The organism is Duganella sp. GW821-FHT01E12 (assembly GCF_059422325.1).
The window spans coordinates 142,413-168,438 of the sequence record NZ_JBWKWR010000005.1 but is presented as its reverse complement, the minus strand read 5'-3'; the positions used below and the strand labels follow the sequence as shown (position 1 = coordinate 168,438).

The 26,026-nt window shown below is 65.6% G+C and carries 26 protein-coding genes; 16 read left to right on the top strand and 10 right to left on the bottom strand.

What is annotated here, in order from left to right; genetic code table 11:
- Position 1: 1 nt before the first annotated feature.
- On the bottom strand, positions 2 to 910 hold the full coding sequence (locus tag AC07WS_RS16510) for a LysR family transcriptional regulator (protein ID WP_494730136.1): 909 nt from the start codon (positions 908 to 910) through the stop codon (positions 2 to 4).
- A gap of 92 nt (positions 911 to 1,002) precedes the next feature.
- Between AC07WS_RS16510 and AC07WS_RS16505 the strand changes: the two genes are divergently transcribed.
- Genes AC07WS_RS16505 through AC07WS_RS16490 form a run of 4 tightly spaced genes read left to right on the top strand, consistent with a single transcriptional unit; the run spans position 1,003 to position 6,188 of the window.
- A complete protein-coding gene (locus AC07WS_RS16505) occupies positions 1,003 to 1,707 on the top strand; it encodes a histidine phosphatase family protein (RefSeq protein WP_494730135.1) in 705 nt (234 codons plus the stop codon).
- Between the two features lie 10 nt (positions 1,708 to 1,717).
- Complete coding sequence (locus AC07WS_RS16500) at positions 1,718 to 2,950, top strand: acyl-CoA dehydrogenase family protein (RefSeq protein ID WP_494730134.1); 1,233 nt, start codon at positions 1,718 to 1,720, stop codon at positions 2,948 to 2,950.
- A 52-nt stretch (positions 2,951 to 3,002) separates the two neighbouring features.
- Positions 3,003 to 5,375 (top strand): DNA polymerase II, encoded by a 2,373-nt coding sequence (locus tag AC07WS_RS16495; protein WP_494730133.1) that lies wholly within the window; start codon positions 3,003 to 3,005, stop codon positions 5,373 to 5,375.
- Positions 5,376 to 5,387: 12 nt separating this feature from the next.
- The gene (locus AC07WS_RS16490; RefSeq protein ID WP_494730132.1) at positions 5,388 to 6,188 is read left to right on the top strand and encodes an isocitrate lyase/PEP mutase family protein; all 801 of its coding nucleotides are present in this window, start codon (positions 5,388 to 5,390) and stop codon (positions 6,186 to 6,188) included.
- Here the strand turns inward: AC07WS_RS16490 and AC07WS_RS16485 are convergent.
- Positions 6,169 to 6,723 (bottom strand): hypothetical protein, encoded by a 555-nt coding sequence (locus AC07WS_RS16485; RefSeq protein ID WP_494730131.1) that lies wholly within the window; start codon positions 6,721 to 6,723, stop codon positions 6,169 to 6,171. The two genes, AC07WS_RS16490 and AC07WS_RS16485, sit on opposite strands and share 20 nt — an antisense overlap.
- 64 nt (positions 6,724 to 6,787) lie before the next feature.
- Here AC07WS_RS16485 and AC07WS_RS16480 point away from each other — a divergent pair, with 64 nt between their 5' ends.
- Together AC07WS_RS16480 and AC07WS_RS16475 are read left to right on the top strand one after the other, a co-directional pair.
- Positions 6,788 to 7,141, top strand: a complete 354-nt coding sequence (locus AC07WS_RS16480; protein WP_494730130.1) for a winged helix-turn-helix domain-containing protein — start codon at positions 6,788 to 6,790, stop codon at positions 7,139 to 7,141.
- Between the two features lie 81 nt (positions 7,142 to 7,222).
- Positions 7,223 to 7,396 carry a hypothetical protein gene (locus AC07WS_RS16475; protein ID WP_494730129.1) on the top strand — a complete coding sequence of 58 codons (174 nt, stop codon included), beginning with the start codon at positions 7,223 to 7,225 and terminating at the stop codon, positions 7,394 to 7,396.
- Here AC07WS_RS16475 and AC07WS_RS16470 read toward each other — a convergent pair.
- The gene (locus tag AC07WS_RS16470; RefSeq protein WP_494730128.1) at positions 7,371 to 7,787 is read right to left on the bottom strand and encodes a DoxX family protein; all 417 of its coding nucleotides are present in this window, start codon (positions 7,785 to 7,787) and stop codon (positions 7,371 to 7,373) included. The genes AC07WS_RS16475 and AC07WS_RS16470 overlap by 26 nt on opposite strands.
- A gap of 24 nt (positions 7,788 to 7,811) precedes the next feature.
- Entirely contained in the window at positions 7,812 to 8,624 is an 813-nt protein-coding gene (locus tag AC07WS_RS16465) for a pirin family protein (protein ID WP_494730127.1), read from the bottom strand.
- A gap of 105 nt (positions 8,625 to 8,729) precedes the next feature.
- Here AC07WS_RS16465 and AC07WS_RS16460 point away from each other — a divergent pair, with 105 nt between their 5' ends.
- Positions 8,730 to 9,620, top strand: coding sequence for a LysR family transcriptional regulator (locus AC07WS_RS16460; protein ID WP_494730126.1), 891 nt, complete (start codon positions 8,730 to 8,732; stop codon positions 9,618 to 9,620).
- Here AC07WS_RS16460 and AC07WS_RS16455 read toward each other — a convergent pair.
- Entirely contained in the window at positions 9,612 to 10,424 is an 813-nt protein-coding gene (locus AC07WS_RS16455; RefSeq protein ID WP_494730125.1) for a hypothetical protein, read from the bottom strand. The genes AC07WS_RS16460 and AC07WS_RS16455 overlap by 9 nt on opposite strands.
- Before the next feature lie 185 nt (positions 10,425 to 10,609).
- Between AC07WS_RS16455 and AC07WS_RS16450 the strand changes: the two genes are divergently transcribed.
- The 6 genes from AC07WS_RS16450 (at position 10,610) to AC07WS_RS16425 (ending at position 15,180) form a co-directional block, all read left to right on the top strand.
- Positions 10,610 to 12,202 carry a methyl-accepting chemotaxis protein gene (locus AC07WS_RS16450; protein ID WP_494730124.1) on the top strand — a complete coding sequence of 531 codons (1,593 nt, stop codon included), beginning with the start codon at positions 10,610 to 10,612 and terminating at the stop codon, positions 12,200 to 12,202.
- A 3-nt stretch (positions 12,203 to 12,205) separates the two neighbouring features.
- Entirely contained in the window at positions 12,206 to 13,531 is a 1,326-nt protein-coding gene (locus AC07WS_RS16445; RefSeq protein ID WP_494730123.1) for a sigma-54 interaction domain-containing protein, read from the top strand.
- A gap of 165 nt (positions 13,532 to 13,696) precedes the next feature.
- Entirely contained in the window at positions 13,697 to 13,888 is a 192-nt protein-coding gene (locus AC07WS_RS16440) for a YgaP family membrane protein (protein WP_494730122.1), read from the top strand.
- Positions 13,889 to 13,900: 12 nt separating this feature from the next.
- Positions 13,901 to 14,257: a carboxymuconolactone decarboxylase family protein gene (locus tag AC07WS_RS16435; protein WP_494730121.1), complete on the top strand. Its 357-nt coding sequence runs from the start codon at positions 13,901 to 13,903 to the stop codon at positions 14,255 to 14,257.
- A gap of 25 nt (positions 14,258 to 14,282) precedes the next feature.
- Complete coding sequence (locus tag AC07WS_RS16430; protein ID WP_494730120.1) at positions 14,283 to 14,714, top strand: YeeE/YedE family protein; 432 nt, start codon at positions 14,283 to 14,285, stop codon at positions 14,712 to 14,714.
- A gap of 10 nt (positions 14,715 to 14,724) precedes the next feature.
- Positions 14,725 to 15,180, top strand: coding sequence for a DUF6691 family protein (locus AC07WS_RS16425; RefSeq protein WP_494730119.1), 456 nt, complete (start codon positions 14,725 to 14,727; stop codon positions 15,178 to 15,180).
- Here AC07WS_RS16425 and AC07WS_RS16420 read toward each other — a convergent pair.
- Positions 15,159 to 16,469 (bottom strand): TonB family protein, encoded by a 1,311-nt coding sequence (locus AC07WS_RS16420; protein ID WP_494730118.1) that lies wholly within the window; start codon positions 16,467 to 16,469, stop codon positions 15,159 to 15,161. The genes AC07WS_RS16425 and AC07WS_RS16420 overlap by 22 nt on opposite strands.
- Positions 16,470 to 16,879: 410 nt before the next feature.
- On the opposite strand from AC07WS_RS16420, the gene AC07WS_RS16415 reads away from it, so the two are divergent.
- The gene (locus AC07WS_RS16415) at positions 16,880 to 20,002 is read left to right on the top strand and encodes a TonB-dependent receptor (protein WP_494730117.1); all 3,123 of its coding nucleotides are present in this window, start codon (positions 16,880 to 16,882) and stop codon (positions 20,000 to 20,002) included.
- 102 nt (positions 20,003 to 20,104) lie between these two features.
- Positions 20,105 to 21,631, top strand: a complete 1,527-nt coding sequence (locus AC07WS_RS16410) for a tryptophan halogenase family protein (RefSeq protein ID WP_494730116.1) — start codon at positions 20,105 to 20,107, stop codon at positions 21,629 to 21,631.
- Between the two features lie 40 nt (positions 21,632 to 21,671).
- Here AC07WS_RS16410 and AC07WS_RS16405 read toward each other — a convergent pair whose 3' ends face one another.
- Together AC07WS_RS16405 and AC07WS_RS16400 are read right to left on the bottom strand one after the other, a co-directional pair.
- On the bottom strand, positions 21,672 to 22,355 hold the full coding sequence (locus AC07WS_RS16405) for a hypothetical protein (RefSeq protein WP_494730115.1): 684 nt from the start codon (positions 22,353 to 22,355) through the stop codon (positions 21,672 to 21,674).
- Between the two features lie 182 nt (positions 22,356 to 22,537).
- A complete protein-coding gene (locus AC07WS_RS16400; protein ID WP_494730114.1) occupies positions 22,538 to 22,867 on the bottom strand; it encodes an NIPSNAP family protein in 330 nt (109 codons plus the stop codon).
- 107 nt (positions 22,868 to 22,974) lie between these two features.
- Between AC07WS_RS16400 and AC07WS_RS16395 the strand changes: the two genes are divergently transcribed.
- Entirely contained in the window at positions 22,975 to 23,865 is an 891-nt protein-coding gene (locus AC07WS_RS16395) for a LysR family transcriptional regulator (RefSeq protein ID WP_494730113.1), read from the top strand.
- Positions 23,866 to 23,896: 31 nt separating this feature from the next.
- On the opposite strand, the gene AC07WS_RS16390 is transcribed toward AC07WS_RS16395, so the two are convergent.
- A complete protein-coding gene (locus tag AC07WS_RS16390; RefSeq protein ID WP_494730112.1) occupies positions 23,897 to 24,256 on the bottom strand; it encodes a c-type cytochrome in 360 nt (119 codons plus the stop codon).
- Positions 24,249 to 26,015, bottom strand: coding sequence for a GMC family oxidoreductase (locus AC07WS_RS16385; protein WP_494730111.1), 1,767 nt, complete (start codon positions 26,013 to 26,015; stop codon positions 24,249 to 24,251). The genes AC07WS_RS16390 and AC07WS_RS16385 overlap by 8 nt, the downstream gene beginning before the upstream one ends.
- Positions 26,016 to 26,026 lie beyond the last annotated feature (11 nt).

The window sequence follows — 26,026 nt, the reverse complement described above, 5'->3', positions numbered from 1 at the left end:
CTTAGTCCGCCGCCAGCATGGCTTGCTTGATTTGCTCGCGCAGCCACACGCCGGCGGGGTCGTGGTCGATGTTGGCGTGCCAGTACAGGTAGATGTCCAGCGATGGCATCTGCAAAGGGAAGGGCAGGATCTGGTTGCCGAACTGCTGGTTGACCACGCGCGCCAGCCGTTCGGGCATCGTCAGCGCCAGGTCGGTCTGGCTCACCGCGCGGCAGGCGGCGAAGTAGTGCTGGCAGCGCAGCCGCACGCGCCGCTGCAATCCCATCCGGCTCAGTTCAAAATCCTCCAGCCCCGGCCCGCGCCGGCGCGAGCTGGTTTGGATGTGCTCCAGTTTCAGATACCCATCCAGGTCAAGCGCGCCGCTCACCAGCGGGTGGTCGCGCCGCACCAGCACCACCGTGCTGTCGGTGGCCAGCAGCGTGCGGCGGATGTCGTTCGACAGCGGCAGCAGGATGTCGATCGCCGCGTCCAGAGAGCCTGCCGCCAGTTCGCTTTCCAGTTCGCGCCGGCCCACCTGCAGAGTGTTCAGGCCCACCGTCGGCGCATCCTGCGCCACGCGCGCCATCAGCGGCGGCAGCACACTGGCCTCCAGCACATCGCGCAGCGCCAGCGAGAAGGTGCGCTCGCTGGTGGCGGCGTCGAAATGCCCGGCGCCGTTCAGCGTCACCTCAAAGCCGCGCAGTGATTGCCGCACGCCGTCGATGATGGAGCGGGACAGCGGCGTTGGCACCATCACGTGGCCCTGGCGTTCGAACAGCGGATCTTCGAACAGCACGCGCAGCCGGTTCAACGCATGGCTGATGGCCGGCTGCGTCAGATTCATCTTCAGGCTCGCGCGCGTGATGCTGCCTTCCGCGTAAATCGCCTCGAAGACGATGAACAGGTTGAGATCGACCTTGGATATATGCATGAGGTTTATTCGGCCAAATTAAAACTATTCATTTGATGAATTATAGGCCGGACGTTAAGCTGGTGCCTGTTTTGATCTGGAGCCGCGAGCAAATGGGACAAATTTATCTGGTGCGCCACGGGCAGGCCTCGTTCGGCAGCGCCAATTACGACCAGCTGTCGACGCTGGGATACGAGCAGGCGCGCTTGCTGGGGCAGTGGTATGCCAACAGCCGCCAGCCCTTCCACCGCGTGGTGGTGGGCGGCATGGCGCGCCATCGCCAGACCGCCGACACCTGCCTGGCCGAGCTGCCCAAGGCGCAGCTGGCCGACACCGAATGGCTCACCGATGCCGGCTTCGCCGAGTTCGACCACCACGAGGTGCTGCGGCGCCACTGCCCGGAGGCCAGCGACGCCGCCGCCTTCCAGCAGCTGCTGGCGCAGCACGAGGAGCCGCAGCGCGCGCTGGAGCATCTGTTCCGCGCCGCCATGCAGCGCTGGATGAGCGGCTGGCACGACGATGAGTACACCGAAACGTGGCCGGAGTTCCGCCGCCGCTGCGTGGCCGCGCTGGAGCGGCTCGACACCGACAGCAGCAAGCAGGCCACCATCGTCTTCACCTCCGGCGGCGTGATCGCCACGTTGATGCAGCACCTGCTTGGCCTGCAGGACTACCAGGTGATGGAGTTGAGCTGGACCCTGGCCAATTGCGCGGTGACCAAGCTGCTGCAGCGTCCCGGCCAGTTCACGCTCAGTTACCTCAACAACTACTCGCACCTGGAATGGCTGGGGCAACCCGGCGCCGTCACCTACCGATAAGGACCGCATCATGGATTTCGACTACAGCCCGAAAGTAAAGCAGCTCCAGGCCCGCCTGACGGCCTTCATGGAAGAGCATATCTATCCGAACGAAGCGCGCTTCCACGCCGAGATCGACGCCAACCGCGCCGCCGGCGATGCCTGGATACCGACCAAGGTGATGGAAGAACTCAAGCTCAAGGCGCGCGAGGCGGGGCTGTGGAATTTGTTCCTGCCCGATTCGCAGCACGGCGCCGGCCTGACCAACCTGGAATACGCGCCGCTGTGCGAGATCATGGGCCGCACCGTGTGGGCGCCGGAGGTGTTCAACTGCTCGGCGCCGGACACCGGCAACATGGAGGTGCTGACCCGCTACGGCACCGAAGCCCAGCAGCGCGAGTGGCTGGAACCGCTGCTCGATGGCCGCATCCGTTCCTGCTTCGCCATGACCGAGCCGGCGGTGGCCTCGTCGGATGCCACCAACATCGCCAGCTCCATCGTGCGCGACGGCGACGAGTACGTGATCAATGGCCGCAAGTGGTGGTCCTCCGGCGGCAACGACCCGCGCTGCAAGGTCTTCATCTTCATGGGCAAGAGCGATCCCGATAATCCCAACCGCCACATCCAGCAGTCGATGATACTGGTGCCGCGCGATACGCCCGGCGTGACGGTGCTGCGCCACCTGCCGGTATTCGGCTTCGACGACGCGCCGCACGGCCACGCCGAAATCCTGTTCGAGAACGTGCGCGTGCCGGCCTCCAACCTGCTGCTGGGCGAGGGCCGCGGCTTCGAGATCGCCCAGGGCCGCCTCGGGCCGGGCCGCATCCACCACTGCATGCGTTTGATCGGCCTGGCCGAGCGCGCGCTGGAGCAGATGTGTAAGCGCAGCTTGAGCCGCGTCGCCTTCGGCAAGCCGGTGGCCGAGCAGGGCGTGACGCTGGAACGCATCGCCGAGTCGCGCATCATGATCGACCAGGCGCGCCTGCTGGTGCTCAACGCGGCCCACATGATGGACACGGTCGGCAACAAGGTGGCGGCCAAGGAGATCGCCATGATCAAGGTGGCCGCGCCGACCATGGCGTGCAAGGTGATCGACTGGGCGATCCAGGTGCAGGGCGGCGGCGGCATGGCCGATCCTTTCCTGGCCTCGGCCTACGCTGGCGCGCGCTCGCTGCGGCTGGCCGACGGCCCGGACGAGGTCCATCGCAGCCAGATCGGCAAGATGGAACTGGCGCGCTACAAGGCGCCGCGCGCGGCCAAATAGGGCGATCCGCGCCCGGCTAGCGGGCTGTATGTGCATACAGTATAATTCTGGCATGACGCATACCGCCCAACATGGCTTTATCCTGACCCGCCACTGGCGGGACGCGGCCAATGGGACGGAGATCGAGTTCTGGCTGGCGACCGACGACGGCCCGAAAAAGATCCGCCTGACCGCGCAGACTTCGGTGGCTTTCGCCGAGGCGAAGCAGCGCCCGGCCATCGAGGCGCTGCTCGACGCCAAGGCCGGCATCGACCTGCGCGAGCTGGAACTGAAGACCTTCCAGCAGGAGCCGGTCGTCGGCGTCTACGCCTCGCGCTACAAGCAGCTGACGGCGCTGGAGCGCACCCTGCGCGAACACGGCATCAAGATGTTCGAGGCCGACATCCGCCCGCCCGAGCGCTATCTGATGGAGCGCTTCATCACCGCCGCCGTGCAGTTCGAAGGTGGGTGCGCGGAAGGCGCAGGCGTCATCCACAACTGCAAGCTCAAGCCCGCGCCCGAGTACCGTCCCTCGCTGAAGATGGTGTCGCTCGATATCGAGACCAGCGCCTTCGAGGACTTGTATTCGATCGCGCTGGAAGGCTGCGGTCAACGCCAGGTCTACATGCTGGGCGAGCCGCAGCTTTCGTCGCAGCAGATCGACTTCGACCTTGAATACTGCGCCACGCCGCGCCAGCTGATCGAAAAGCTCAACGCCTGGATCGCGCGCCACGATCCCGATGTGCTGGTCGGCTGGAACGTGGTGCAGTTCGACCTGCGCGTGCTGCAGAAGAACGCGGACAAGCACAAGATCCCGCTGGCGCTGGGCCGCGAGGGCAAGACCATCGAATGGCGCGAGCATCCGGGCAAGCAGGGCTACATGTTCGCGCCGGTGGTTGGCCGCATTGTCCTCGACGGCATCGATGCGCTCAAGGCGGCGTCGTGGACCTTCCCGTCCTTCAGCCTGGAGAACGTGGCGCAGGCCATGCTGGGCGAGGGCAAGGACATCGGCGACGTCTACGACAAGATGGCCGAAATCGAACGCCGCTTCCGCGAAGACAAGCCGGCGCTGGCCCATTACAACCTGAAGGACTGCGAACTGGTCACGCGCATCTTCGACAAGGCCAACCTGCTGGCCTTCATGATCGAACGCGCCACGGTGACGGGCCTGCAGGCCGATCACCTGGGCGGGTCGATCGCCGCCTTCGGCCACCACTACCTCCCGCGCATGCACCGCGAAGGCTATGTCGCGCCCAGCGTCGGCGACATTTCCGGCGGCGCCTCGCCGGGAGGCTTCGTCATGGAGTCCAAGCCCGGCCTGTACGACTCGGTCGTGGTGCTCGATTATAAAAGCCTGTATCCGTCGATCATCCGCACCTTCCTGGTCGATCCGGTCGGCCTGATCGAAGGTGAAATCGCCGATGACCAATCGACGGTGGTGGAGGGCGTCAACGGCACCGTGTTCTCGCGCACGCGGCACTGCCTGCCGGAGATCACCACGCAAATCTGGAAGCAGCGCGACGCCGCCAAGCGCGCGAAGAACGAGCCGCTGTCGCAGGCACTCAAGCTGCTGATGAATTCCTTCTGCGGCGTGCTGGGTGCGACTGAATGCCGTTTCTTCAATCCGCGGCTGGTCTCCTCGGTCACGCTGCGCGGCCACCAGATGATGAAGCAGACCCGCGAACTGGTGGAGGCGGAAGGCTACGACGTGATCTACGGCGACACCGATTCCATCTTCATCTGGCTCAAAAAGGAATACGAGAACGGCGAGGCGCTGGCCATCGGCGAAGGCCTGGCCGCCAGGATCAACGAATGGTGGCGCACCATGCTGATGAAAAAACACGGCCTGGAATGCCACCTCGAAATCGAGTTCGACACGCACTACCAGAAGTTCTTCATGCCCACCATACGCGGCACAGAACTGGGCAGCAAAAAGCGCTACGCCGGCCTGACCATCAACGCCAGGGGCGAGGAGGAGGTCATCTATCGCGGCCTGGAGGTGGCGCGCAGCGACTGGACGCCGTTGGCGCAGCAGTTCCAGCAAGGCCTGTTCAAGCGCATCTTCAAGGACGAGCCATATCAGGAGTTCGTGCGCGACTATGCGCGCAAGACGCTGTCCGGCGACTATGACGAGCTGCTGGTGTACCGCAAGCGACTGCGCCACCGGCTGGACGAATACAAGGTCAACGTGCCGCCGCAAGTGCGCGCCGCGCGTTTGGCGGACGAGTACAATCAGGCGCAGCGCCGCCCGCTGCGCTACCAGAACGGCGGCTGGATCAGCTACGTGATGACCACCAGCGGCCCCGAACCGACTGAAGCCACGCGCTCGAATATCGACTACGAACATTATCTGACCAAGCAGTTGCAGCCGATCGCCGATTCGATCCTGTTGCCGATGCATGACAGTTTCACCAGCCTGACCACGGCGCAAGCCAGCCTTTTCTAAAATGGAGACAGCATGAGCGAATTCAAAAAACTGCACGATGGAAGCAAGCTGCTACACCTGCCCAACGCCTGGGACGCGGGCAGCGCAAGACTGTTCGAAAGCCTGGGCGCGCCGGCCATCGCCACCACCAGCGCCGGCGTGGCCTGGGCCGCCGGCTATGCCGATGGCGACAACATGCCGGTCGACGTGGCGGTCAACATCGCCGCCAGCATCGCGCGCGTGCTGACGGTGCCGCTGTCGGTGGATTTTGAGAACGGCTATTCGGACGACGCCAACGTGGTCGCGCAAAACGTGCTGCGCCTGATCGGCGTCGGTGTGGCCGGCATCAACCTGGAGGACGGCGGCGGCACGCCGCAGCTGTTGGCCGCGAAGATCGCCGCCATCAAGAAGCTGGCGGCGCAGTCGGGCCGGGACATCTTCATCAACACCCGCACCGACGTCTACCTGAGGGGCCTGGCGCCCGAGGGCGAGCGCGTGGCCGAGGTGCTGAAGCGCGCGGCGCTCTACAAGGAGGCCGGCGCGGACAGCCTGTTCGTGCCGGGCATCTGCAAGGTGGACGAGATCAAGGCGGTGGTGGCCGGCGCCGGCTTGCCGGTCAACGTGATGGACTGGCCGGGTCTGCCGTCCGCCGACGAACTGCACAAGCTGGGCGTGCGCCGCCTGAGCGCCGGCTCCGGCATTCCGCAGGCCTTGTGGGCGGTGGCCGCCGACATGGGCAGGGACTTCCTGGCCAGCGGCAGCGCAGGTCCGCTGATCGAAAAGGCGATGCCATACGGCGAGCTGCAAAAGCTGTTTACCGGCGCGCGCCAGTAGCCGGCATGAAGATGGCGAGCGCGAACTTGAGCGCATAGATCACCACCAGCGCGCCCGCCATATCGCCGACCGCCATCACCGCCAAACCCTGCGCCAGATCGACGCGGTCGCCGTGCAGCCAGAACCACAGGTGATGCATCAGCGGGCTGGCCACGCCGAACACGGGGATCATCAGCAGCAGCCGTCGCGACGTCAGGTTGCCCAGCGACGGCTGCATGCCGAACACGCGTATCGCCAGCACGTACACCAGATAGGGCGCCACGCCGGAACTGAGGCCGCCGGCGATGGAACGAACCAGGTCGTCGGGGTAGAGGTAGAACAGGCAGATGATCCACGAGCCGAGCACCACGCCCACCGTGCCCGGCAGGCCCAGCAGCAGTGGGCACAGCAGGCGGGCGCCGGCCGGCAGGTAGATCCAGCCGATGCCGCGCATGAACTCCGTGTTGGGAAACACCAGATCCTGCGCCCGCGCCAGCAGGTAGTAAAACAGCGCCGAGCCGATGATAGCCAAGGCGGTCAGGCGGTGTTTCTCCATGGGGCGGATCAAAATAAAGTGTGTGTTAAAATTTAGAACATAACTGCTTCCGATTATAACGCGTATGACCGCTCCCACACGACCTGCCGATATCTACCTGCGCTTTCTGCAACTGGCCGAGGCGTTGCGGGGCTTGCCGTCGCTGCCGGCGCTCGATCCGCTGGAGGAGCGCATCCTGACCATCATCGCCAAGGCCGGGCAAGACCGGCAACGGCTGTCGGTGCGCGACATGATGGCCAAGAAGGAGCTGGGTGCGCCGGCCACCTTGCATACCCGCCTGACGTCGATGCGCGAAAAAGGCTGGATCATGCTGTCCGATACCGAGGATGCCCGCCGCAAGCAAATCGAATTGACCCAGGCCGCGCTGCTGCATTTCGATAAGCTCTCCAAGTGCATGCTGAAAGCCGCGAAAATCTGATCCGGGACTTGTTGCAAGTTCAAAATTTACTGGTTAAACTGCTCTAAATTTTGTATCGGTTTATATCGATGGGAGAAAGCGGTGTCTGACGATAGCAAGAATCCTGTGGCGGAAGCGGAAGATCCAGCCCTGCGCGCCTTCCGCGTCTACCAGGCCGCGCTTGCCGCGCACCGCGAAAAAGCGGACAAGGGCCCCGCCGAAGCGATGCCCCTGTCCGCCGTGCGGGACCTTATGCCGGCTGACGGCCGCCGGTGACGGCGCGGCGGTTGTCGAAGCTATAGGCACCGGCGCCGAAGGCCACCACTTGCAGCAGGCCGCCCGCCATCGCGATGTTCTTCAGCAGGTGGATCATCTGGTTCTGGTCGCCGACCGCGTGGTGGAAGGCCAGGCCGGTGACGATGGAGAACGCCGCCAGCACCGCCGCCACCAGGCGGGTGCGGATGCCGAGCGCCAGCAGCAGGCCGCCGCCCAGTTCAACGGCGATGGCGACCGCCAGGGCCAGCGGGGCGAACGGCAGGCCGGACGAGGCGATGTAGCCCATCGTCGCGGCCGGCGCGAACAGCTTGCCGATGCCGCTCATGACGAAGATGGTGGCCATCAGCACGCGGCCGATTGCAGGGATAACAGAAGTGTTAGTGGTGTTCATGGTCTTTCCTTTCAATGAGTGTGTTTAGATCAAATTTGCCGAACGCAGTTGGGTGCCGATGCGTTCGATTTCTGTTTCGCCCTGCGCCAGTGCGGCATCGCTGGTGTGTACCGAGTAGTAGCCTGTGACCAGCTCGTGCGGATGCTTCACCGCCGAGCCCAGCACGAATTCCGTCTCGCCCTCGGCGACGAAGCCGATGGCGCCTTCGCCTTCCTCGAACACCGCCACCTCGCGGCCCAGCGCCGCCTCGCCGGCGTGCAGCGTGCCGCTTGCCACCGCCACCCAGGCCACGTTGTGCCCGGCCGGCGGCTGGTAGCTCCAGCGTTCGCCGTCGCGCAGTTTCACGTGCAGGTAGTTGATCGATGCGCGCGGCTGGATGCGGCTGGCGGCGTCGCCGTAGCGGCCGATGATCACCCGCGCCGGGCCGGCGCTCTGCACCTGGTCCGCCGCCAGATACTGGCTGTGGGCCGGGCCGTTTTCATCTTCCGGCGGCAGCGCCAGCCACAGCTGGAAGCCGTGCGCCGGCTGGCCTTCGGCGGGACCGCCGTCGTGCCAGACGCCATTGCCCGCGTTCATCCACTCGACGCCGCCGGCGTGCAGCACGCCTTCGCTGCCGGTGGTTTCGCGGTAGGCCATCGCGCCCTCCATGATCACGGTGGTGGTGGCGATGCCGGAGTGCGGATGCATGCCCATCTTGCCGCCGCGTCCGGCCTCCATGCGGAAGCGGTCGAGGAACACGAACGGTTTGATCAGCTGGCCCACGTCGCCGGGGCTGACCAGGCGCGTGATGGGGCCACGGGTGCTGCCTTTGCTGCGGAATGCGATGTTGCGTTTCATTTGCTTGCTCCTTGTTGATTGCAGTGCATGGAGAGCATCTTAGGTCGGCGCTATCCATCTGAATAGCCTATATAATTGGATGGTTAGTATCCAAGGAGTAGATACATGCTTGACGCCATGTCGCTGGACCAGCTGCGCACCTTCATCGCCGCTGCGGACGAGGGAAGTTTTTCCGCCGCCGGCCGCAAGCTGCGGCGCGCGCAGTCGGTGGTCAGCACCACGCTGGCCAACCTGGAGCAGCAGGTGGGCTTGGCGCTGTTCGAGCGCACCGGCCGCTATCCGCAGCTGACGGAGGCGGGTAGGGCGCTGCTGGAGCAGGCGCGCGCCGCGGTCGGCGGCATGGACGCGTTCAAGGCCAGGGCGCGCACGCTGGCCGAGGGGCTGGAGCCGGAACTGGCGGTGGCGGTCGATGTGATGTTCCCGATCGACACGCTGACCACGGCGGTGCGGGCGTTCAAGGCGGCCTTCCCGACCACGCCGCTGCGGCTGTACGTGGAGGCGCTGGGCGCGGTGGTGCAGCCGCTGGTGGAGGGCAACTGCCGGGTGGCGATCATCGGCTCGCTGCCGGAGATACCGCCCGGTTGCGCGTCCGAGTTTCTGCTCAGCGTGACGGCGGTGTGCGTGGTGGCGCCCTGCCATCCGCTGGCGGCGGCGCCGGGCCAGGTGCCGCAGGCGCAGGCCGCGCAGCACGTGCAGCTGGTGCTGACCGACCGCTCGACGCTGACGGCGGGCCGCAACTTCGGCGTGGTGGCGGCGCAGACATGGCGCCTGGCCGACCTGGGCGCCAAGCACGCCTTCCTGCGCGCTGGGCTGGGCTGGGGTTACATGCCGCTGCACATGGTGGAGGACGATCTGCGCACCGGCCGGCTGGTGCGCATCGCGCTAGAGGCGCACGCGCCGCTGGGGCCGGGCTTCTCGATGCACGCCATCCACATGCGCGACCATCCGCCCGGCCCGGCGGGGCGCTGGTTCGTCAACCGGCTCAAGCTAGGGTAGCTTGTCCTGCGGGCGCAGGTCCGAATATTCTTTGAGCAGCGCGGCGTATTCCCGCATGCCGGTCGAGGCCAGCCAGGTCCACATCTTTTCCACCTGGGCCGGATGCGCTGCATAGTAGCCTTCGCTGGCGGCCAGCCAGATGTGGTCGGTGAATATCGGCAGCGGCAGCCTGACCACGGCGCCCTTGTATTTGCGGGCGACGTAGGCGTCCATGTCGGCGGGGAAGGTGACCGAGACCGCGAAGCCGTCGATGCGGTGGAGCCGCAGCTTCTCCAGGTTGCGGGCGATGTCGACCGCGCCGCTGTCGACGTTCAGGCCCAGGTTCTGCAGGCGCGGCTTGTAGCTGGCGCCCAGCGTGATGCCCAGCAGCCGGTCCCGGAAGTACTTGGCCGGTTCGGTCGTGGGCGGTATCTGGTCGGCGCCTCGAACAAACACGACGATGTTCAGCGGCAGGGCGCGCGCGATGTCGGGCTGGTGGTTTTTATCGAGCGGGAAGACGATGCCGGCCGTGTTGCTGGCGTTGGCGTCCATGGGCGCGAAGTCCAGCTCGCCGGCCGCCAGGGCCGGGCGGATGCGCATGACCGGCAGGCGTTTCAGGTTGGCCTCGCAGCCGGCGCTGGCGGCGAAGCGTTGCACCAGCTCGGCCGAGGCGCCCGGCTTGGCCGGCACGTCCACGCCGGTGCCCAGCCAGTAGGGCGGCCTTTCCTGGTCCAGATAGCCTATCCGTATCGGCTCGCAGGCCGCCGCACCATCGCCCCAAGCCGCGGCAAGGGCGCATGCAACCGTAAAAATGCCGAATCTCATGAATCGTCCAGAGTTGATTGGTCGGCGCATTATGCCAGTAGCTTGTTGCAGTCGCTCGGCGCCCGCCGCTGGCGTGCGCAGGTATCGCCCTTGGCCGGCAGTCGTTGCTATCATACAACTAGCATGGCTTGGCAATCGCCATGCGGCGGCGCATGATTGCTAGCTCGATCATAAAGGAGTTGGCGATGAATCTGGCGAATCTGAGGATCGCGGTGCGGCTGGGCATACTGGGTGGATTGGTCTTCCTGGCGCTGGTGGCGGTGGGCCTGGGCGGCTGGACCGCGATTGCGTCCGGCAACGCCCGCAGCGCCGCCGCGCTGGAGCGCGCCTCCAACCTCAGCGACGCCATCGACACCACCCGCAGCGCGCAGGTGGAATTCAAGAACCAGGTCCAGGCCTTCAAGAACATCCTGATACGGGGCGCGGAAGCGGAGAAGTACACCGCCGCGTTCAAGAAGTCCGCCGCCATCACCGATGCCGAACTGGGCAAGGCCAAGGAATTGATGGCCAAGGTGGGCGTCAACACCGCCATGGTCGACGACACCATCCAGGCGCATCAGGAAATGAGCAGCAAGTTCCTGCAGGCGCTGGCGCCCTACCAGCCCGACTCGCCCGCCAGCGCGCGCGCGGTCGACGAATCGGTGCGCAGCATAGACCGGGCGCCGACCAAGAAGATGGACGACATCGTCGTCTACATCGAGGGCGAGTCGCACCGCTTGTTGGCCGGCATGGCGGAGGAACGCGAAACGGCCCAGCGCCGCTCGGCGTTCACGCTGTTCGGCGTGGTCGCCGTGACGCTGGTGGGCGGCGGCTTGGCCGTCGCCTGGCTGGCGCGCAGCATCACCAGTCCGCTCAACGCCGCCATCGCGGTCGCGCAGACCGTCGCCAGCGGCGACCTCAGCGCGCCGATCCGGGTGGCCGGCAGCGACGAAATCGGCACCTTGCTGGACGCGCTCAAGCACATGCAGGACAGCCTGGCCGGCATCGTCGGCAAGGTGCGCGCCGGCACCGAGGCGATCGCCAACGCCTCGCAGGAAATCGCCAGCGGCAACCTCGACCTGTCGTCGCGCACCGAAGAGCAGGCCAGTTCGCTGAGCGAGACCGCTGCGTCGATGGGGCAGCTGACCGCCACCGTCAAGCAGAACGGCGAGAGCGCCAACCAGGCCAGCCACCTGGCCGGCAACGCCTCGCAGGTGGCGGTGCGCGGCGGCGAGGCGGTGGCGCAGGTGATCGACACCATGGGCTCGATCAACGAGTCGTCCAAGAAGATCGTCGACATCATCGGCGTGATCGACGGCATCGCCTTCCAGACCAACATCCTGGCGCTGAACGCGGCCGTGGAGGCGGCGCGCGCCGGCGAGCAGGGACGCGGCTTCGCGGTGGTGGCCTCGGAGGTGCGCAACCTGGCCCAGCGTTCGGCGGCGGCGGCCAGGGAAATCAAGGAGCTGATCAGCGATTCGGTGGCCAAGGTCGAGACCGGCAGCAGGCTGGTGGGCCAGGCCGGCAGCACCATGGACGACGTGGTCGCCAGCGTGCGCAGCGTGAGCACCATCATCAGCGAGATCGCGGTCGCCAGCGGCACGCAGAACGAGGGCATCGACCAGGTCAATGTCGCCATCGCCCAGATGGACAGCGTGACCCAGCAGAACGCCGCGCTGGTGGAGCAGGCCGCCGCGGCGGCCGAAGCCATGCAGCAGCAGGCGCTGGACCTGGCGGCGGCGGTGAGCGTCTTCAAGATCGCCGGCGACCGGCATGGCGCCGGCTGGGCGGCCGCGTAGCCCATGCCCACGCCACCCGACAGCGGCCGCAAGCCGGCCGCGCACCATCCGATGGTGCAATCCTTGATTTCCTTTCTGGAGCACGAACCTCAGCCGATGATCGTGCTCGATCCGGGCTACAACATCGTCGCCGCGAACCTCGCCTACCGGCGCCAATTCGGCAGCGGCGGGCGCTCCTTCATCGGCGAAAAATGCTATCGGATTTCGCACCATTACGACGTGCCCTGCGATCAGGCGGGCGAACACTGTCCGATGAAAAAGGCGCAGGAACTCAGAGGGCCGGATCGGGTGCTGCACATCCATCACACGCCGCGCGGCCCGGAACATGTGGCCGTCGAGCTGCGTCCCATCTTCGACGAGGACGGCGCCATCAGCGCCTACGTCGAGCGGCTCGAGGTGGTGCGCAGCGCCGCGGCCCGTCCCAGCGACGAAGGCCTGGTCGGCTGCTCGCCCGCGTTCGGGCAGGCGCTGGCCGAGCTGCGGCGGGTGGCGCCGTCGACGCTGCCGGTGCTGCTGCTGGGCGAGTCCGGCACCGGCAAGGAACTGTTCGCGCGCGCCGTGCACGAGGCCAGCGCGCGCGCGGCCGGCCCGTTTGTCGTGGTCGATTGTTCGGGCTTGACGGAAACCCTGTTCGAAAGCGAACTGTTCGGCCATGAGAAGGGCGCGTTCACCGGCGCCACGTCGCGCAAGCCCGGCCTGGTGGATACGGCCCAGGGCGGCACCTTGTTTCTGGACGAGATAGGCGACGTGCCGCTCGCCATGCAGGTCAAGTTGTTGCGGCTGATCGAATCGGGGGCCTACCGGCGCGTGGGCAGCGTCGAGACCCAGCATGCGGCGTTCCGGCTGGTGGCGGCGACCCACAAGCCGCTGGAGCAGATGATGGCGCGCGGCGAGTTCCGCCAGGACCTGTACTACCGCATCAGCGCGTTTCCCATCGTCTTGCCGCCCTTGCGCGGGCGGGCGGAAGACATCGCGCTGCTGGTGCATTCCTTTTTACGGCGCGCCAGCGCCGGCAAGCGCCGGCTGACGGTGGACGGCGAAGCGCTGACGCTGTTGCAGCGGCGTCCGTGGCCCGGCAATGTGCGCGAATTGCGCAACGTTCTGGAGCGGGCGATCCTGTTCGCCGACGACGGCGTGATCCGCGCCGAGCACCTGCCTGCCGCGCCGGCCGGCGCGGGCCGGCTGGCCATGCGGCCGGCGCCTGCCGCCAGCGCCTCGCTGGCCGAGGTGGTGCCCGGTTTCAGCGGCACGCGCAAGGAACTGGCCGCCTATCTGGGCATCAGCGAACGGACGCTGTATCGCCGCCTCAAGGAAGAAGGGCTGGCTTAGACTGCCAAATGGCAGTGTGGCAGTGCCACGCGCCTGACTGGCAGAACGCCGCCGCCGCGTAAGTCCTTGTTTTAAATAAATCCCTGTTGTCATTTTCATTTGGCACAGAACCTGCGTAAGCAGGGATGGGGCAGTTGCCGAACCATTCGACCAGGGAGCCACATCATGAATGCCAACGTAGGAAATATAGATCGCGCCATCCGCATCGTATGCGGCCTGGGTTTGATAGCTGGAGCGCTGACCGGCGTCATTGGCGCCTGGGGCTGGCTCGGCCTCGTTCCGCTGGCGACCGGTCTGTTCGGGTTCTGTCCCGCGTATCTGCCGTTCGGCATCAGCACCTGTGCGATGAAAAAATAAGGGGGAATCCGCATGACCATCGATACCACGGGCTATCGCGCCCTGACCGGCGCCATTTCGCAGCAGCTGGCGACCTTGCGGGCCGACCTGCCCGACGTGATGAAAGGTTTTGGCGACCTGGCGCGCGCTGCAACGCGCGACGGCGCGCTGGACAAGAAAACCAAGGAGCTCATCGCGCTGGCCCTGGGCGTTGCGGCCCACTGCGATGCCTGCATCGGCTTCCATGTCCAGGCCCTGGTCAAGCTGGGCGTGACCAAGGCGGAACTGGAGGAAACCCTGGGCATGGCCATCTACATGGGCGGCGGGCCGTCGGCGATGTACTCCGCCAACGCGCTGGCCGCTTTCGAGGAATTTTCCGCAGCCGCCTGAGTCGGGCAAGCAAGGGAGCAGTGCAGTGCTGATCGATTGGACCAATTTCACGCCATGGGCGTCGCTGGCGGGCGGGGTGCTGATCGGCCTGTCGGCCGCCGTGTTTGTCTTGTTTAACGGGCGCATCGCGGGCATCAGCGGCATCCTGGGCGGCTTGCTGGAATGGCCTCGCGGCGACATCGCGTGGCGGCTGGCCTTCCTGGCCGGCCTGCTTGCCGCGCCCGTCGCATACGGCCTGGTCGCGGCGCTGCCGCCGGTGCGGATCGACGCCGGCGTGCCGACCTTGATCGCCGCCGGCCTGCTGGTCGGCGTCGGGACGCGGTACGCCTCGGGCTGCACCAGCGGCCATGGCGTGTGCGGCCTGTCGCGGCTGTCGCCGCGTTCGCTGGCGGCGACGCTGTCGTTCATGCTGGCCGGCTTCGCCACCGTCTTTGTCGTCCGCCACATTCTGGCTTAGGAGGCGCATCGTGCACAACTTGCTGGCGTTGCTGGTGGGCCTGCTCTTCGGGATCGGGCTGATCCTGTCGGGCATGACCAATCCGTCAAAAGTGCAGGGTTTTCTTGATCTGGCGGGGCGCTGGGATCCGTCGCTGGGCCTGGTCATGGCGGGAGCGATCGCGGTGGGCCTGGTGGCGTTTCGCCTGGCGGGCCGGCGCGAGCGGTCGATGCTGGGCGAAGCGATGCGCTGGCCGAGCGCCCGGCAGATCGACCGGCGCCTGCTGCTGGGCAGCCTGGCGTTCGGCGTCGGCTGGGGGCTGGCGGGCTACTGCCCCGGCCCGGCGCTGGCGACGCTGGCGGGCGGGGGCATGAAACCCTTCATCTTTTTCGTTGCGATGCTGGCCGGCATGGGCTTGTACCTGCTTGCCGAGCGCCTGTCGGCCCGGCTGCGGCGGCGATCCGCTCAGTCGATGGACCACACATAGGTCAAGTTCGTCCAGACCGGTTCGCCTTGGCCGTCACCGCTTGCCGCTTGAAACTTGCACTGCGCCAGCGCCCGGCGCGCGGCCCTGTCGAGCTCGGGGAAGCCGCTGGACTTTTGCACCTTCGACTCGATGACCTTGCCATCGCTGCCCACCAACAGCGCCAACAATACCGAGCCGCTCTCGCCGTTGTAGTAGGAATTGGGCGGGTATTTGGGCGTGGGGCAGGCGCGGGCGTCCACCACCACGGCGCTGCGCGGCGCGCGGCTGGCGCTGGCCGCAGCCGCGGTCGCGCTGGCGACGGCCGGCGCGCTTGCCCGGCTCGCTTCGGCCACGGATTTCGTTTCGCTGCGCGCGGGTTCGGGGGCCGCCGGCCGCTCGTTCTCCTCGCGCGCACGGCTGGCCTCGGGCGCTGCGCCGGTCCTGGCGGCTTGCACCGGAGGCTGCGCGGCACTCGCTTTCGCCGGCTCGGCCGCCTTCGCGGGCGCGGGCGCTTGCTTGGCGTTCGGGGCGGTCCCGGGCAGGTCGAGCTTGTGCAGGCCCAGTCCCATATTCTTCAACATGGCGGTCAGGCGCTCGTAATCCGAGAGCTTGGCGGCCGCGCTGGGCGCGGCCGGCGCCTTCGGCGCGGCGGCGGGCTTGGACAGCTCCGTGGTGCTGGCATCCAGGCCCGACGGTCCCGAAATCTGGATCACGCCGACGCCTGAAGGCTTGGCTTTGGCCGGCTCTTCTGGCGTGGCGTCAGCCATGCCGGGAGCGTACACGGCCGCCTGTTCAAGGCGCAGCATCGATTGATTGTCCTTCCAGATAAACCAGAGGACCGCCAATATCGCAGCGGAAAAGAGAGCGAACGCCGCGGCGGCGATGCGCACTTCGCGGCCTTTCGCGTAGTTGCCCAGATGCTGGAACAGGGATTCCGGTTTCTTCCCGGCTTTCCCCTCCGGCGTTTCCGCGGCCGGATGCCGGGCGCGCCCCGCCTTGTCGGCCGTAAAGGGCGTGTAGGGAACGGTGGAGTTGCCGTCGTCGACCGAGGTTTGAAAACCGTAGAACGGCTCGCGGATGCGCTGCTGCTCGCTCTGGATCTGCAAATCGTACAGTTCCCTCTGCTCCGCATCGGACAACACGCTGTAGGCGGCGTTCAGGCGCGCCATCAGCCGCGCGGCTTCGTCGTCCCCGCGGTTTTTATCCGGGTGATGTTTTTGCGATAGCGAACGATAGGCTGCGCGGATCACCTCGGGGGGAGCGTCGCGCGTGACGTTGAGACTTTCGTAATGGCTGTGGAATTTTGTCATTGGATATAACTACAGCGATTGGTTTCTGGCGCCCCCAAACGGCTAGGAACTTGCAATTTTGTTCAGCAACGCAAGATACTATATTGAAATCATGTTTTGGGACGCTGTTCTGCGCTGCGGTTTTGAAAAAATGACTTAAATACAACAGTAATCGCATCCACACCCCCGGCCGCGCCGCGCCAGGCCGCCTCACCCGCGTTTCGTAAACAACACTAAACTTCATGCCAACTTTGAAAGTTTGTAGAGAGGCCGTGGCTTCTTCTGTATAAATCTTTCTGGTTGGAATGCTATGCCCATCGACATACAAGCAGTAAATCTAGCCGTTTAGGAAATTCCAGTTCCATCGGCGATGGCGCCCGGCGACCGACACATAATAAAGCCCAACATCGGGCACGACCTGGAGATAGCACATGACACGTAAAAACCATCACACCACACGGCAGCACCGCTGGCGCAAAACGCCGATCGCCACGGCGTTGAGCCTCGGACTGCTGGCGCTGGCCAGCGCCCACGCCCAAACCGCAACCGCCGACAAACCGGACGACAAGGCGGCCGCCAAGAACGCCGACGCCAAGCCGCTCGATTCGGTCGTGGTGGTCGGCTACCGCTATGCGATCGAGAAAAGCCTCGACCAGAAGCGCAACGCCAACGCCATCGTCGACGTCGTCACCGCCGAGGACATCGGCAAGTTCCCCGACAAGAACGTGGCCGACGCGCTGCAGCGCGTGCCGGGCGTGATCATCGACCGCAGCGGCGGCGAGGGCAAGAACGTCAGCGTCCGCGGCCTGTCGTCGGAGCTGACCCTGACCCAGTTGAACGGCAACTACATCGCCACGGCCGAGTCCAACGGCGACCCGACCCGCTCCTTCAACTACATGCTGATGCCGGCCAACATGCTGTCCAGCGCCGAGCTGTTCAAGACACCGGAAGCGCGCATCGACGAAGGCGGCATCGGCGGCACGGTGATCCTGCACACGCGCCGTCCGCTGGAGGTGAAATCCGGCAGCGGCTTCGTCGCCGCCGAAGGCACCTGGGCCGACACCAGCAAGAAAACCGACGGCCAGTTCTCCGGCCAGTACGCCTGGCACGACGAGAGCAACCGTTTCGGCGTGCTGGTCGGCTACACCCAGCAGAAGCGCACCACGCGCACCATGGGCGCCAGCACCGAAAACTGGCAGTGGTACGGCGACAACTACAAGACCCATCCGGCGACCGACGTCAACGGCAAGCCGTCGGACATGAACAGCTACTGGTGGGGCCAGTCCGGCTTCTACGACCAGGCCGGCAAGTACTACACCAACTTCATGATGCCGACCTCGGTCAACTTCGACGTCAAGACCGAGGACCGCGAGCGCAAGGGCGGCCAGCTGACGCTGCAAGCTAAGCCGATCCGCAACCTGACCCTGACCGGCAACTACTTCCGCTTCGACCTGTCGCAGAACTCGCAGACCAACACGCTGAAGATCCCGGAATGGAACCTGGCGCGCTACGACGGCGACGGCAACTGGCCGGGCGGGCGCATGCTCGACGGCCTGACCTTCGACCGCAGCGGCACCATCGTCACCGGCGCGAAGTACAGCGCGCACCCAGGCAAGACCTACTATTGCAGCGGCGACCAGGCCAAGGCCGGCGGCCTGGCCAACACCGGCGGCTTCGGCCCGGACGACTGCACCATTCCGACGCCGCAGATCACCGGCAGCTACAACCGCGAGAAGGCGCTGTCGCAGACCGCCGACATCGAAGCCGAATGGCACGGCGAGTCGCTGGACGCCAGCTTCAAGGCCGGCCGCACCTGGGCCGGCGGCGGCCCCGAGCTGCAATTCGGCATGCCGATCAAGCCGCGCCTGCAGAACGCCGACGGCAGCTGGACCCTGGGCAACTACGCCAGCGCCTGGAGCACGGCCGGCAAGCCCACCATGACGTTCTCGCCGGAGCTGATGGCCAATCTGCAGAAGGGCATAGGCGAGATCGACCTCGGTTCGACCTCGTCCTCGTGGACCCGCAACAGCACCCAGCAGAAGTACGCCCAGGGCGACTTCACCTGGCACAGCGACAGCAAGTGGCTGGACTCGCTGCAGTTCGGCGGCAAGTACCGCGACGGCGGCACCAGCCGCAGCACCGGCAACAACTACTGGGTGTGCAAGGGCGCCAATCCGGCCGACTACGACAAGCGCTACCAGGCCGGCTGCGACGCCACCGCCAACAAGTTCCAGCCGCAGTTCCTGTACAGCGAATCGCTGGGCAACCTGGCGGGCGGCATCAGCGCCAGCGCCTTCCCGGCGATTAACTACCCGGCCTACATCGCCTACCTGAACCAGACCTACGGCGCGATGCAGACCCGCAACGAGGACAACTTCGTCTACAACGTCAACGAGAAGATCGCGTCGAGCTACCTGCAGGCCAACATCAAGACCGACCGCCTGCGCGGCAACGTCGGCCTGCGCGTGGTGCGCACCCGCCAGCACGCCGACTCGACCGACCGCGTCGACAACTACAACGACTACTTCTTCAACGGCCCCAACGGCGCTCCGGCGCCTTGCCAGGCGGGCGGCCTGCCGGCGGCCGGCGCGCCCGCCGGCTCCGGCTGCACCAGCGGCTTCACCCGGCTGCCGGACAGCACCGCGCGCACCTCGTCGTTCGTGGTCAGCTCGCTCGACCGCAGCTACACCGACGTGCTGCCGAGCCTGAACCTGGCCTACGACCTGCGTCCGGACCTGCTGCTGCGCGTGGCGGCTTCGAAGGTGGTGTCGCGGCCGAGCTACAGCGACATCGCTTCGCCGGGCGGCCTGCAGTACTACAGCCAGGAATACGTCAACGACCGCCGGCTGATCGGCGGCGGCGACAAGCAGGGCTGGTTCGGCGAGGGCAGCAACAAGCAACTGGAGCCGTACAAGGCCAACCAGTTCGACGTCGGCCTGGAGTGGTACTACCAGCGCGGCGCGGTGCTCGGCGCCGACCTGTTCCGCAAGAACGTCAGCAACTTCGCGGTGCCGGTGGTGCGCGACGTGACCATGGACATCGGCGGCAAGAGCGTGACCGTGCAGAACTACTCGACCTCCGCCGGCGGCCGCAACGGCGTGTCGCAGGGTATCGAGATGTACGCCCAGCACACGCTCGCTTCCGGCCTCGGCTTCCAGGTCAACTACACGTACAACAAGACCAACCAGGCCGCCATCACGCTTGGCGACGGCACGGAGATCGGCAAGTCGCAGCTGGTCGGCAGCGCGAAGAACCAGGCCAACGTCACCGTGTTCTACGAGACCGACCAGTACCTGCTGCGCGCCTCGTACAACCGCCGCGGCGAAGTGGTGGGCGGCCTGGTCAACGGCTTGAACGTTTACCAGGATCCGTACAGCCAGGTCGACGTCAACGTGGCGTACAACCTGACCAAGCAGCTGAGCCTGACCGCTTCGGTGCTGAACCTGACCAGGCAAGAGGCCAGCTCGCACCTGGGCAGCGACACCAAGGACCGTTTCTACTCCAACGGTTACACCGGCCGCATCGCGTACTTCGGCGCGAACTACAAGTTCTGATGTACTCCCCGCTCCTTCGCGCCCGCCGGCGCGGGGGAGAGCCTCACGTCGGCCGTCGCCAGTTCTGGCGCCTGCCGACTTTTTTGCATGAGGAAGCGATCGATGAATTCCAACCCAAACAACCGTATCAAGCGCGTGGTCGTGGTCGGCGGCGGCAGCGCCGGCTGGATGGCGGCCGCGGCCCTGGCCACCTATCTCGGCAAGCAGGCCTCGGTGCGCCTGATCGAGTCCGAAGAAATCGGCATCGTCGGCGTGGGCGAGGCCAGCGTGCCGCACATCCGCATGTTCAACGCGCAGATGCTGGGCATCGACGAGGCCGAGTTCGTCAAGCGCACGCAGGGCACGGTCAAGCTCGGCATCCAGTTCCAGGACTGGTCGCGCATCGGCGACAGCTACATCCACGGCTTCGGCGTCATCGGCCGTTCGCTGGGGCCGCTGCCGTTCCACCAGTTCTGGCTCAAGCTGTTCCAGTCCGGGCGTGCCGCGCCGATCGGCGAGTATTCGCCGCAGACCGTGATGGCGCCGCAGGGCAGGTTCGCGCGCGGCGACGGCAACGCGGCGGCCGGCTCGCCGCTGGCCGACATCGCCTACGCCTACCACTTCGACGCCGGCCTGTACGCGCGCTTCCTGCGCGAGCTGTCGGAAAGCCGGGGCGTGGTGCGCACCGAGGGCAAGATCGCCGGCGTCAAGCTGCGCGCAGAGGACGGCCATGTCGAATCGGTGACGCTGGAAAGCGGCCAGGCGATCGAAGGCGAATTGTTCATCGATTGCTCGGGCTTCCGCGGGCTGCTGATCGAGCAGGCGCTCAAGACCGGCTATGTGGACTGGTCGCACTGGCTGCCGTGCGACAGCGCGCTGGCCGTGCCGTGCGAACGCGTCGAACCGCTCACGCCGTACACGCGCGCCACCGCGCGTGCGGCGGGCTGGCAGTGGCGCATTCCGCTGCAGCACCGCACCGGCAACGGCTACGTGTATTCGAGCCGCCACATCGGCGACGACGAGGCCGCCGCCATGCTGCTGGCCAACCTCGACGGCAAGCCGCTGGCCGACCCGCGTCAGCTGCGCTTCACACCCGGCATGCGCAAGAAATTCTGGAACAAGAACGTGGTGGCGCTGGGATTGGCCAGCGGCTTTCTGGAGCCGCTGGAGTCGACCAGCATCTATCTGGTCCAGTCGGGCATCAGCCGCTTGCTGGCGCTGTTCCCCGGCGCTGATTTCAATCCCTTGCTGGCGGAGCGGTTCAACCGCGAGTCCGCGTTCGAATACGAGCGGGTGCGCGATTTCCTGATCCTGCACTACCACGCGACCGAGCGCGACGATACGCCGTTCTGGGATTACTGCCGCACCATGTCGATTCCGGACAGTCTGCGCGAGGCGCTGGAATTGTTCCGCAGCGACGGGCGCTACTTCCGCAACGGCGAGGATTTCTTCGCGCTGCCGAGCTGGGTGCAGGTGATGCTGGGCCAGCGCATCATGCCACGAGGTTACCACCCGATCGTCGACGATATGCCGGAGGACAAGCTGGCCGGCTACGTCGAGGACATGCGCGCGACGCTGGCGCACGCGGTCGCGTCGATGCCGACGCACGGGGAGTGGATCGACCGGTATTGGAAGGCGCCCGCGTCATAACGGGGAGGGCGCTCCATTTCATTTCAATGGCGGCTGGGCCTTATTTTCTGGCGTAGTCCGTCAGTTCCCAAAGGTGCCGGTTGTGGGGATGGCCTTGCAAGTTCGTGTCGTTGTACTCCAGCTTGACGTAGTTGTTGACGGCCGGCGCATACCACACGGTTTCGTTCAACTGCCCGCTACCGCCACGACGGCTTACTTGCTCTCCCTGGAAATACCCCACCAAAGCGATCTTCAACGCATCGAATTCGCCGGCTGGCACTTTGACCTTTTCCCAGCCCACGACCTTGCCCTCGAACTGGTAACGCCAGCGCTTGCCGGCCGCTGCATTGTCCCCGCTGGCGGTGCTTTTCCATTCCTTCCCCACTTCGAGTGGAAAAGCGTAGCGGACCAAGGCTTGATCGAGGTGCGTCTTGCCGAGGTCGAACGGATTCATTTCCCGGGTGAAGCGCGTTTGAGCAACCAGCGCTCCGGTGGCCGCGTGCTTGATGTCGGCCAGGATATCGCTTTCGTTGACAACGGTGACTTCCGTGCGGTTCAGATCGCCGGGCTCATTCTTCCAGAGATCGGTGAGCTGGTAGGTCCAGCTATCGCCCACCGAGATCTTCGGGGCCGCGACCGGGGCATGCTCGTCCGCCGCGGCCAGACCGGAACAGAACAGGCCCAGGGCCAGCACGGCGCTATTAACGAACGCCGACGTTGAAGGTGCTGATTTCTTTACGTACATTCCTCCCCCCTTTCTCGAAGAATTCCATGTGGAAAACTTAGTGTAACTAGTTTTATGTGAATTGGGGAAGGCCGCAGCGCGTTAGCGCAAGTTGACCAGCCTGGGGCGGGTGCCGGGCTGGTGCGGGCTGGCCGGCGTTGCCTGCGTCAGCCTGAGTATCTTGCGGATTAAGGCTATCCATTTCATGGCGCGTTCTCCGGTGACGATCCCTCCAATACCGGCCTGAAAAAACTGCGCTCGTAGCTGACGATGCAGCGGGTGTCGTCGGCGTAGCGGAAGGCCGCCTGGCACTCGGCATCGCTCTGGCTGGCGCTGCGGTATTGTTCATACGCGGCCAGCGTCGGGAAGCTGAACAGGGCCAGCGCGATATTGTTCGCGCCTTCGGACGGCATGAAGTAGCCGTGGTGCTGGCCGCCCATGCGATTGACCAGGGGAATCCACAGCTTGCCGTAGTGCTCGAACTCGGCCAGCTTGTAGGGATCGATGACGTAGCGGAGGTAGATCGTGACCATGGTGTGATCCTTGTGAGATGTCAGTAAGTTAATGTTAGAATCATTCGCGCCGGGTAACAATCGGCGTCCATGGACATGCACTACTTCCCAATATTCATCAATCGACCGTGAAACTGCTTCCTGAAATGGTGGTGTTTGCCAAAGTCGTCGACCACAGCGGCTTCGCGGCGGCCGGGCGGCAGCTGGGCATGACCGCGTCGGCGGTCAGCCGTTGCGTCGGCCGGCTGGAGGCGCATCTGGGCGTGCGTCTGCTCAACCGCACCACGCGCTCGCTGTCGCTGACCGAGCCGGGCGCCGAGGTGTACGCCGATTGCGCCCGCATCGTCAACGCGGCACGCGATATCGAAGCCCAGGCCGGGCGCTACGCCAGCCATCCCACCGGCACCCTGCGCATCACCGCGCCGATGGTGTACGGCGACATCTGGCTGGCGCGCCAATTGTCCTCGTTCTTGATCCAGTGGCCGGACGTGAAAATCGAAATCGAATTGAGCGACCGGCTGGTGGATCTGGTGGAGGAGGGGATGGACCTGGCGATCCGCGTGGCGGTGCCGGGGACGCTGGCGCCGGGCATGGTGGCGCGGCCGCTGCGCGCCATGGCGTATGTGATCGTCGCCACGCCGGCCTATCTGCGCCAGCACGGCACGCCGGATCGGCCGCAGCAGCTGGCGGCCCACCGCTGCATCCACCTGGGATTCGGCGCACTGCGCGGCCAGCTGGGCATGCGCCGCGCTGGCGAGGAGCTGGTGGTGGAGATCGACGGCCCGCTCAAGGTCAACAGCAGCATGGCGCGGCTCGCCGTGGTGGAAGGCGGGGTTGGCATCGGCATCGTGCCGGACTTTATCGCCGCCCCGGGCGTGGCCTCGGGCGCGCTGGTGCGCCTGTTCGCCGACTGGACGCTGAGCGGCGCCTACGCCGAGCGGATGATCTACGCGGTCTATCCGCCGACGCGCCACTTGCCGAAAAAAGTGCGCGCCTTGATTGACCATTTGGTGAGCTGAGCGCCTGGAGGGCGGGCGCGCCATGACCAGCTTATTTGGTCGCCGCAGCCAGGTAGCCCACCAGCGCTTTTAGTGCGGCCTCATCGCTCATGCCGGAAAACGGCATGCGGGTGTTGGGCACCACGGCCTGCGGATTGCGCAGGAACTCGGCCAGGTTCTTCTCGTCCCAGACTATGCCGCTGCGCTTCATCGGCCCGGAAAAGCGGAAGCCCTCGACCATGCCGGCCGTGCTGCCCAGCAGGCCGTGCAGGGTCGGGCCGACCCCGTTCTCGCCGGCCTTCAGCGAATGACAGGCGATGCATTGTTCGAAGGCTTTCTTGCCCAGGTCTTCGGCATGGACGCTGCCGAGGGCGGTCAGGCACAGCAGTCCGGCAATCAGTGATTTATGCATGGATCAGTTTCCCAGGGCTCTTGACATAGACGTTCTTGATGATGTCGGCCGCCATGTAGGCGATGGCCGCCACCGGGCCGGTCGGGTTGTAGGCCGAGTTGTGCGGGAACAGCGACGCGCCCATGATGAACAGGTTGTCGACCTCCCACACCTGCCCGTATTTATTGGTCACCGAATTGCCCGGATGGGTGCCCATGATGGTCCCGCCGGTGTTGTGCGTGCTCTGGTAGGGCACGCTGCTCCACGACTTGCGTTCGGTGGCCTTGCTCAGGTGCGTCGGATTGAGCGAGGCGGCGATGCGGTTGATGATGTCGGCCGAGTGCGCCGATATCTTGCGCTCGTTGTCCTGGTAATCGAAGGTCATGCGCATCAGCGGCGCGCCGAAGCGGTTGCGGTAGGTCGGATCGAGATCGAGGAAATTGCCGCGGTTCGGCATCACGGTGCCGGTGGCGGTGATGTTCATGCTGCGGTCGTACCACTTGGCCGTTTCCTGCTTCCATGCGCTGCCCCAGGCCGGCACGCCGCCCGGCGTCGGATGCCACTGGATGGGACGGCCGCCGTACATGGCCGTGCCGACGGTCGAGCCGCCGACAAAGCCGAACGGCGCGCGGTCGAAGTCCCAGTTGCCGTGGAAATCGTCCATGATGGCGCCGATGCCGGCGGTCGCCATGTACGGATGAAAATAGCGGTCCTCGAAGAACAGCATCGCGGCACTGCCGGTCTGGTAGCAGTAGTTCTTGCCCAGCAGGCCCTGGCCGGACGCGGGATCGTAGATCTCGCCTATGCCCGACAACATCATCAGGTGGACGTTGTTCAAGCCGAACGCGCAGAGCACCACCAGCTTGGCCGGCTGGAAGCATTCCTCGCCGGTGACGGTGTTGGTGTAGGTGACGCCGGTGGCCTTCTTGCCCGATGCGTCGCGCTCGACTTTGGTCACCCACGAATAGGTGCGCAGCTCGAAGGTGTTTTGCCGCAGCGCCGCCGGGATCACCGTCATTTGCGCGCCGCCCTTGGCGTTGGCCTCGCAGCCGAAGCGTTCGCAGTGACCGCAGTATTGGCATTCGCCGAACTTGACACCGTCCGGATTGGTGTACGGCACCGACGCGTTGGCGGTGGGGCGTGGGAACGGATGGTAGCCCATCCTGGTGGCCGATTCCGCGAACAGCTCACCCGCGTGGCCGTAGATCAGCGGCGGCATCGGATACTCGTTGCTGCGCGGCGCCTCGAACACATTGCCGCCGGCGATCTTGCGGCCCTTGATGTTGCCGGCCTTGGCCGAGATCCCGGCCACCTTCTCGAACTTGTCGTAATACTTTTCCAGCTCCTGGTAGGTCACGCCCCAGTCCTGGATCGTCATGTCTTCCGGGATGTACTTCTTGCCGTACCTGGCTTCGTAGTTGCTGCGGATCTTGAAATCGTTGTCGTTCCAGCGCCAGGTATGGCCGTTCCAGTGTGTGCTGGCGCCGCCGACGCCGGTGCCCATCAAGTAGGAGCCGAGCCGGCGATAGGGGAGCGCGGTTTCCGAGCGCTTGTTGCGCACGGTCTCCGTATTGTCGGTCGTGTTGACCATCATCGACATGCGCTGGCCGACGGCCAGTTCGTCGCGCATGCGCGGCACGCTGAAATCGTCCGGTGTGTGCGGGCCGCCGCGTTCCAGGCAGACCACGGTCATGCCGGCCTCGGAGAACTCCTTGCCCAGGATGCCGCCCGTCCAGCCGCCGCCGACCAGCACCACATCCACTTCCTTGTATCTCTTCATCGGTGTTCCTA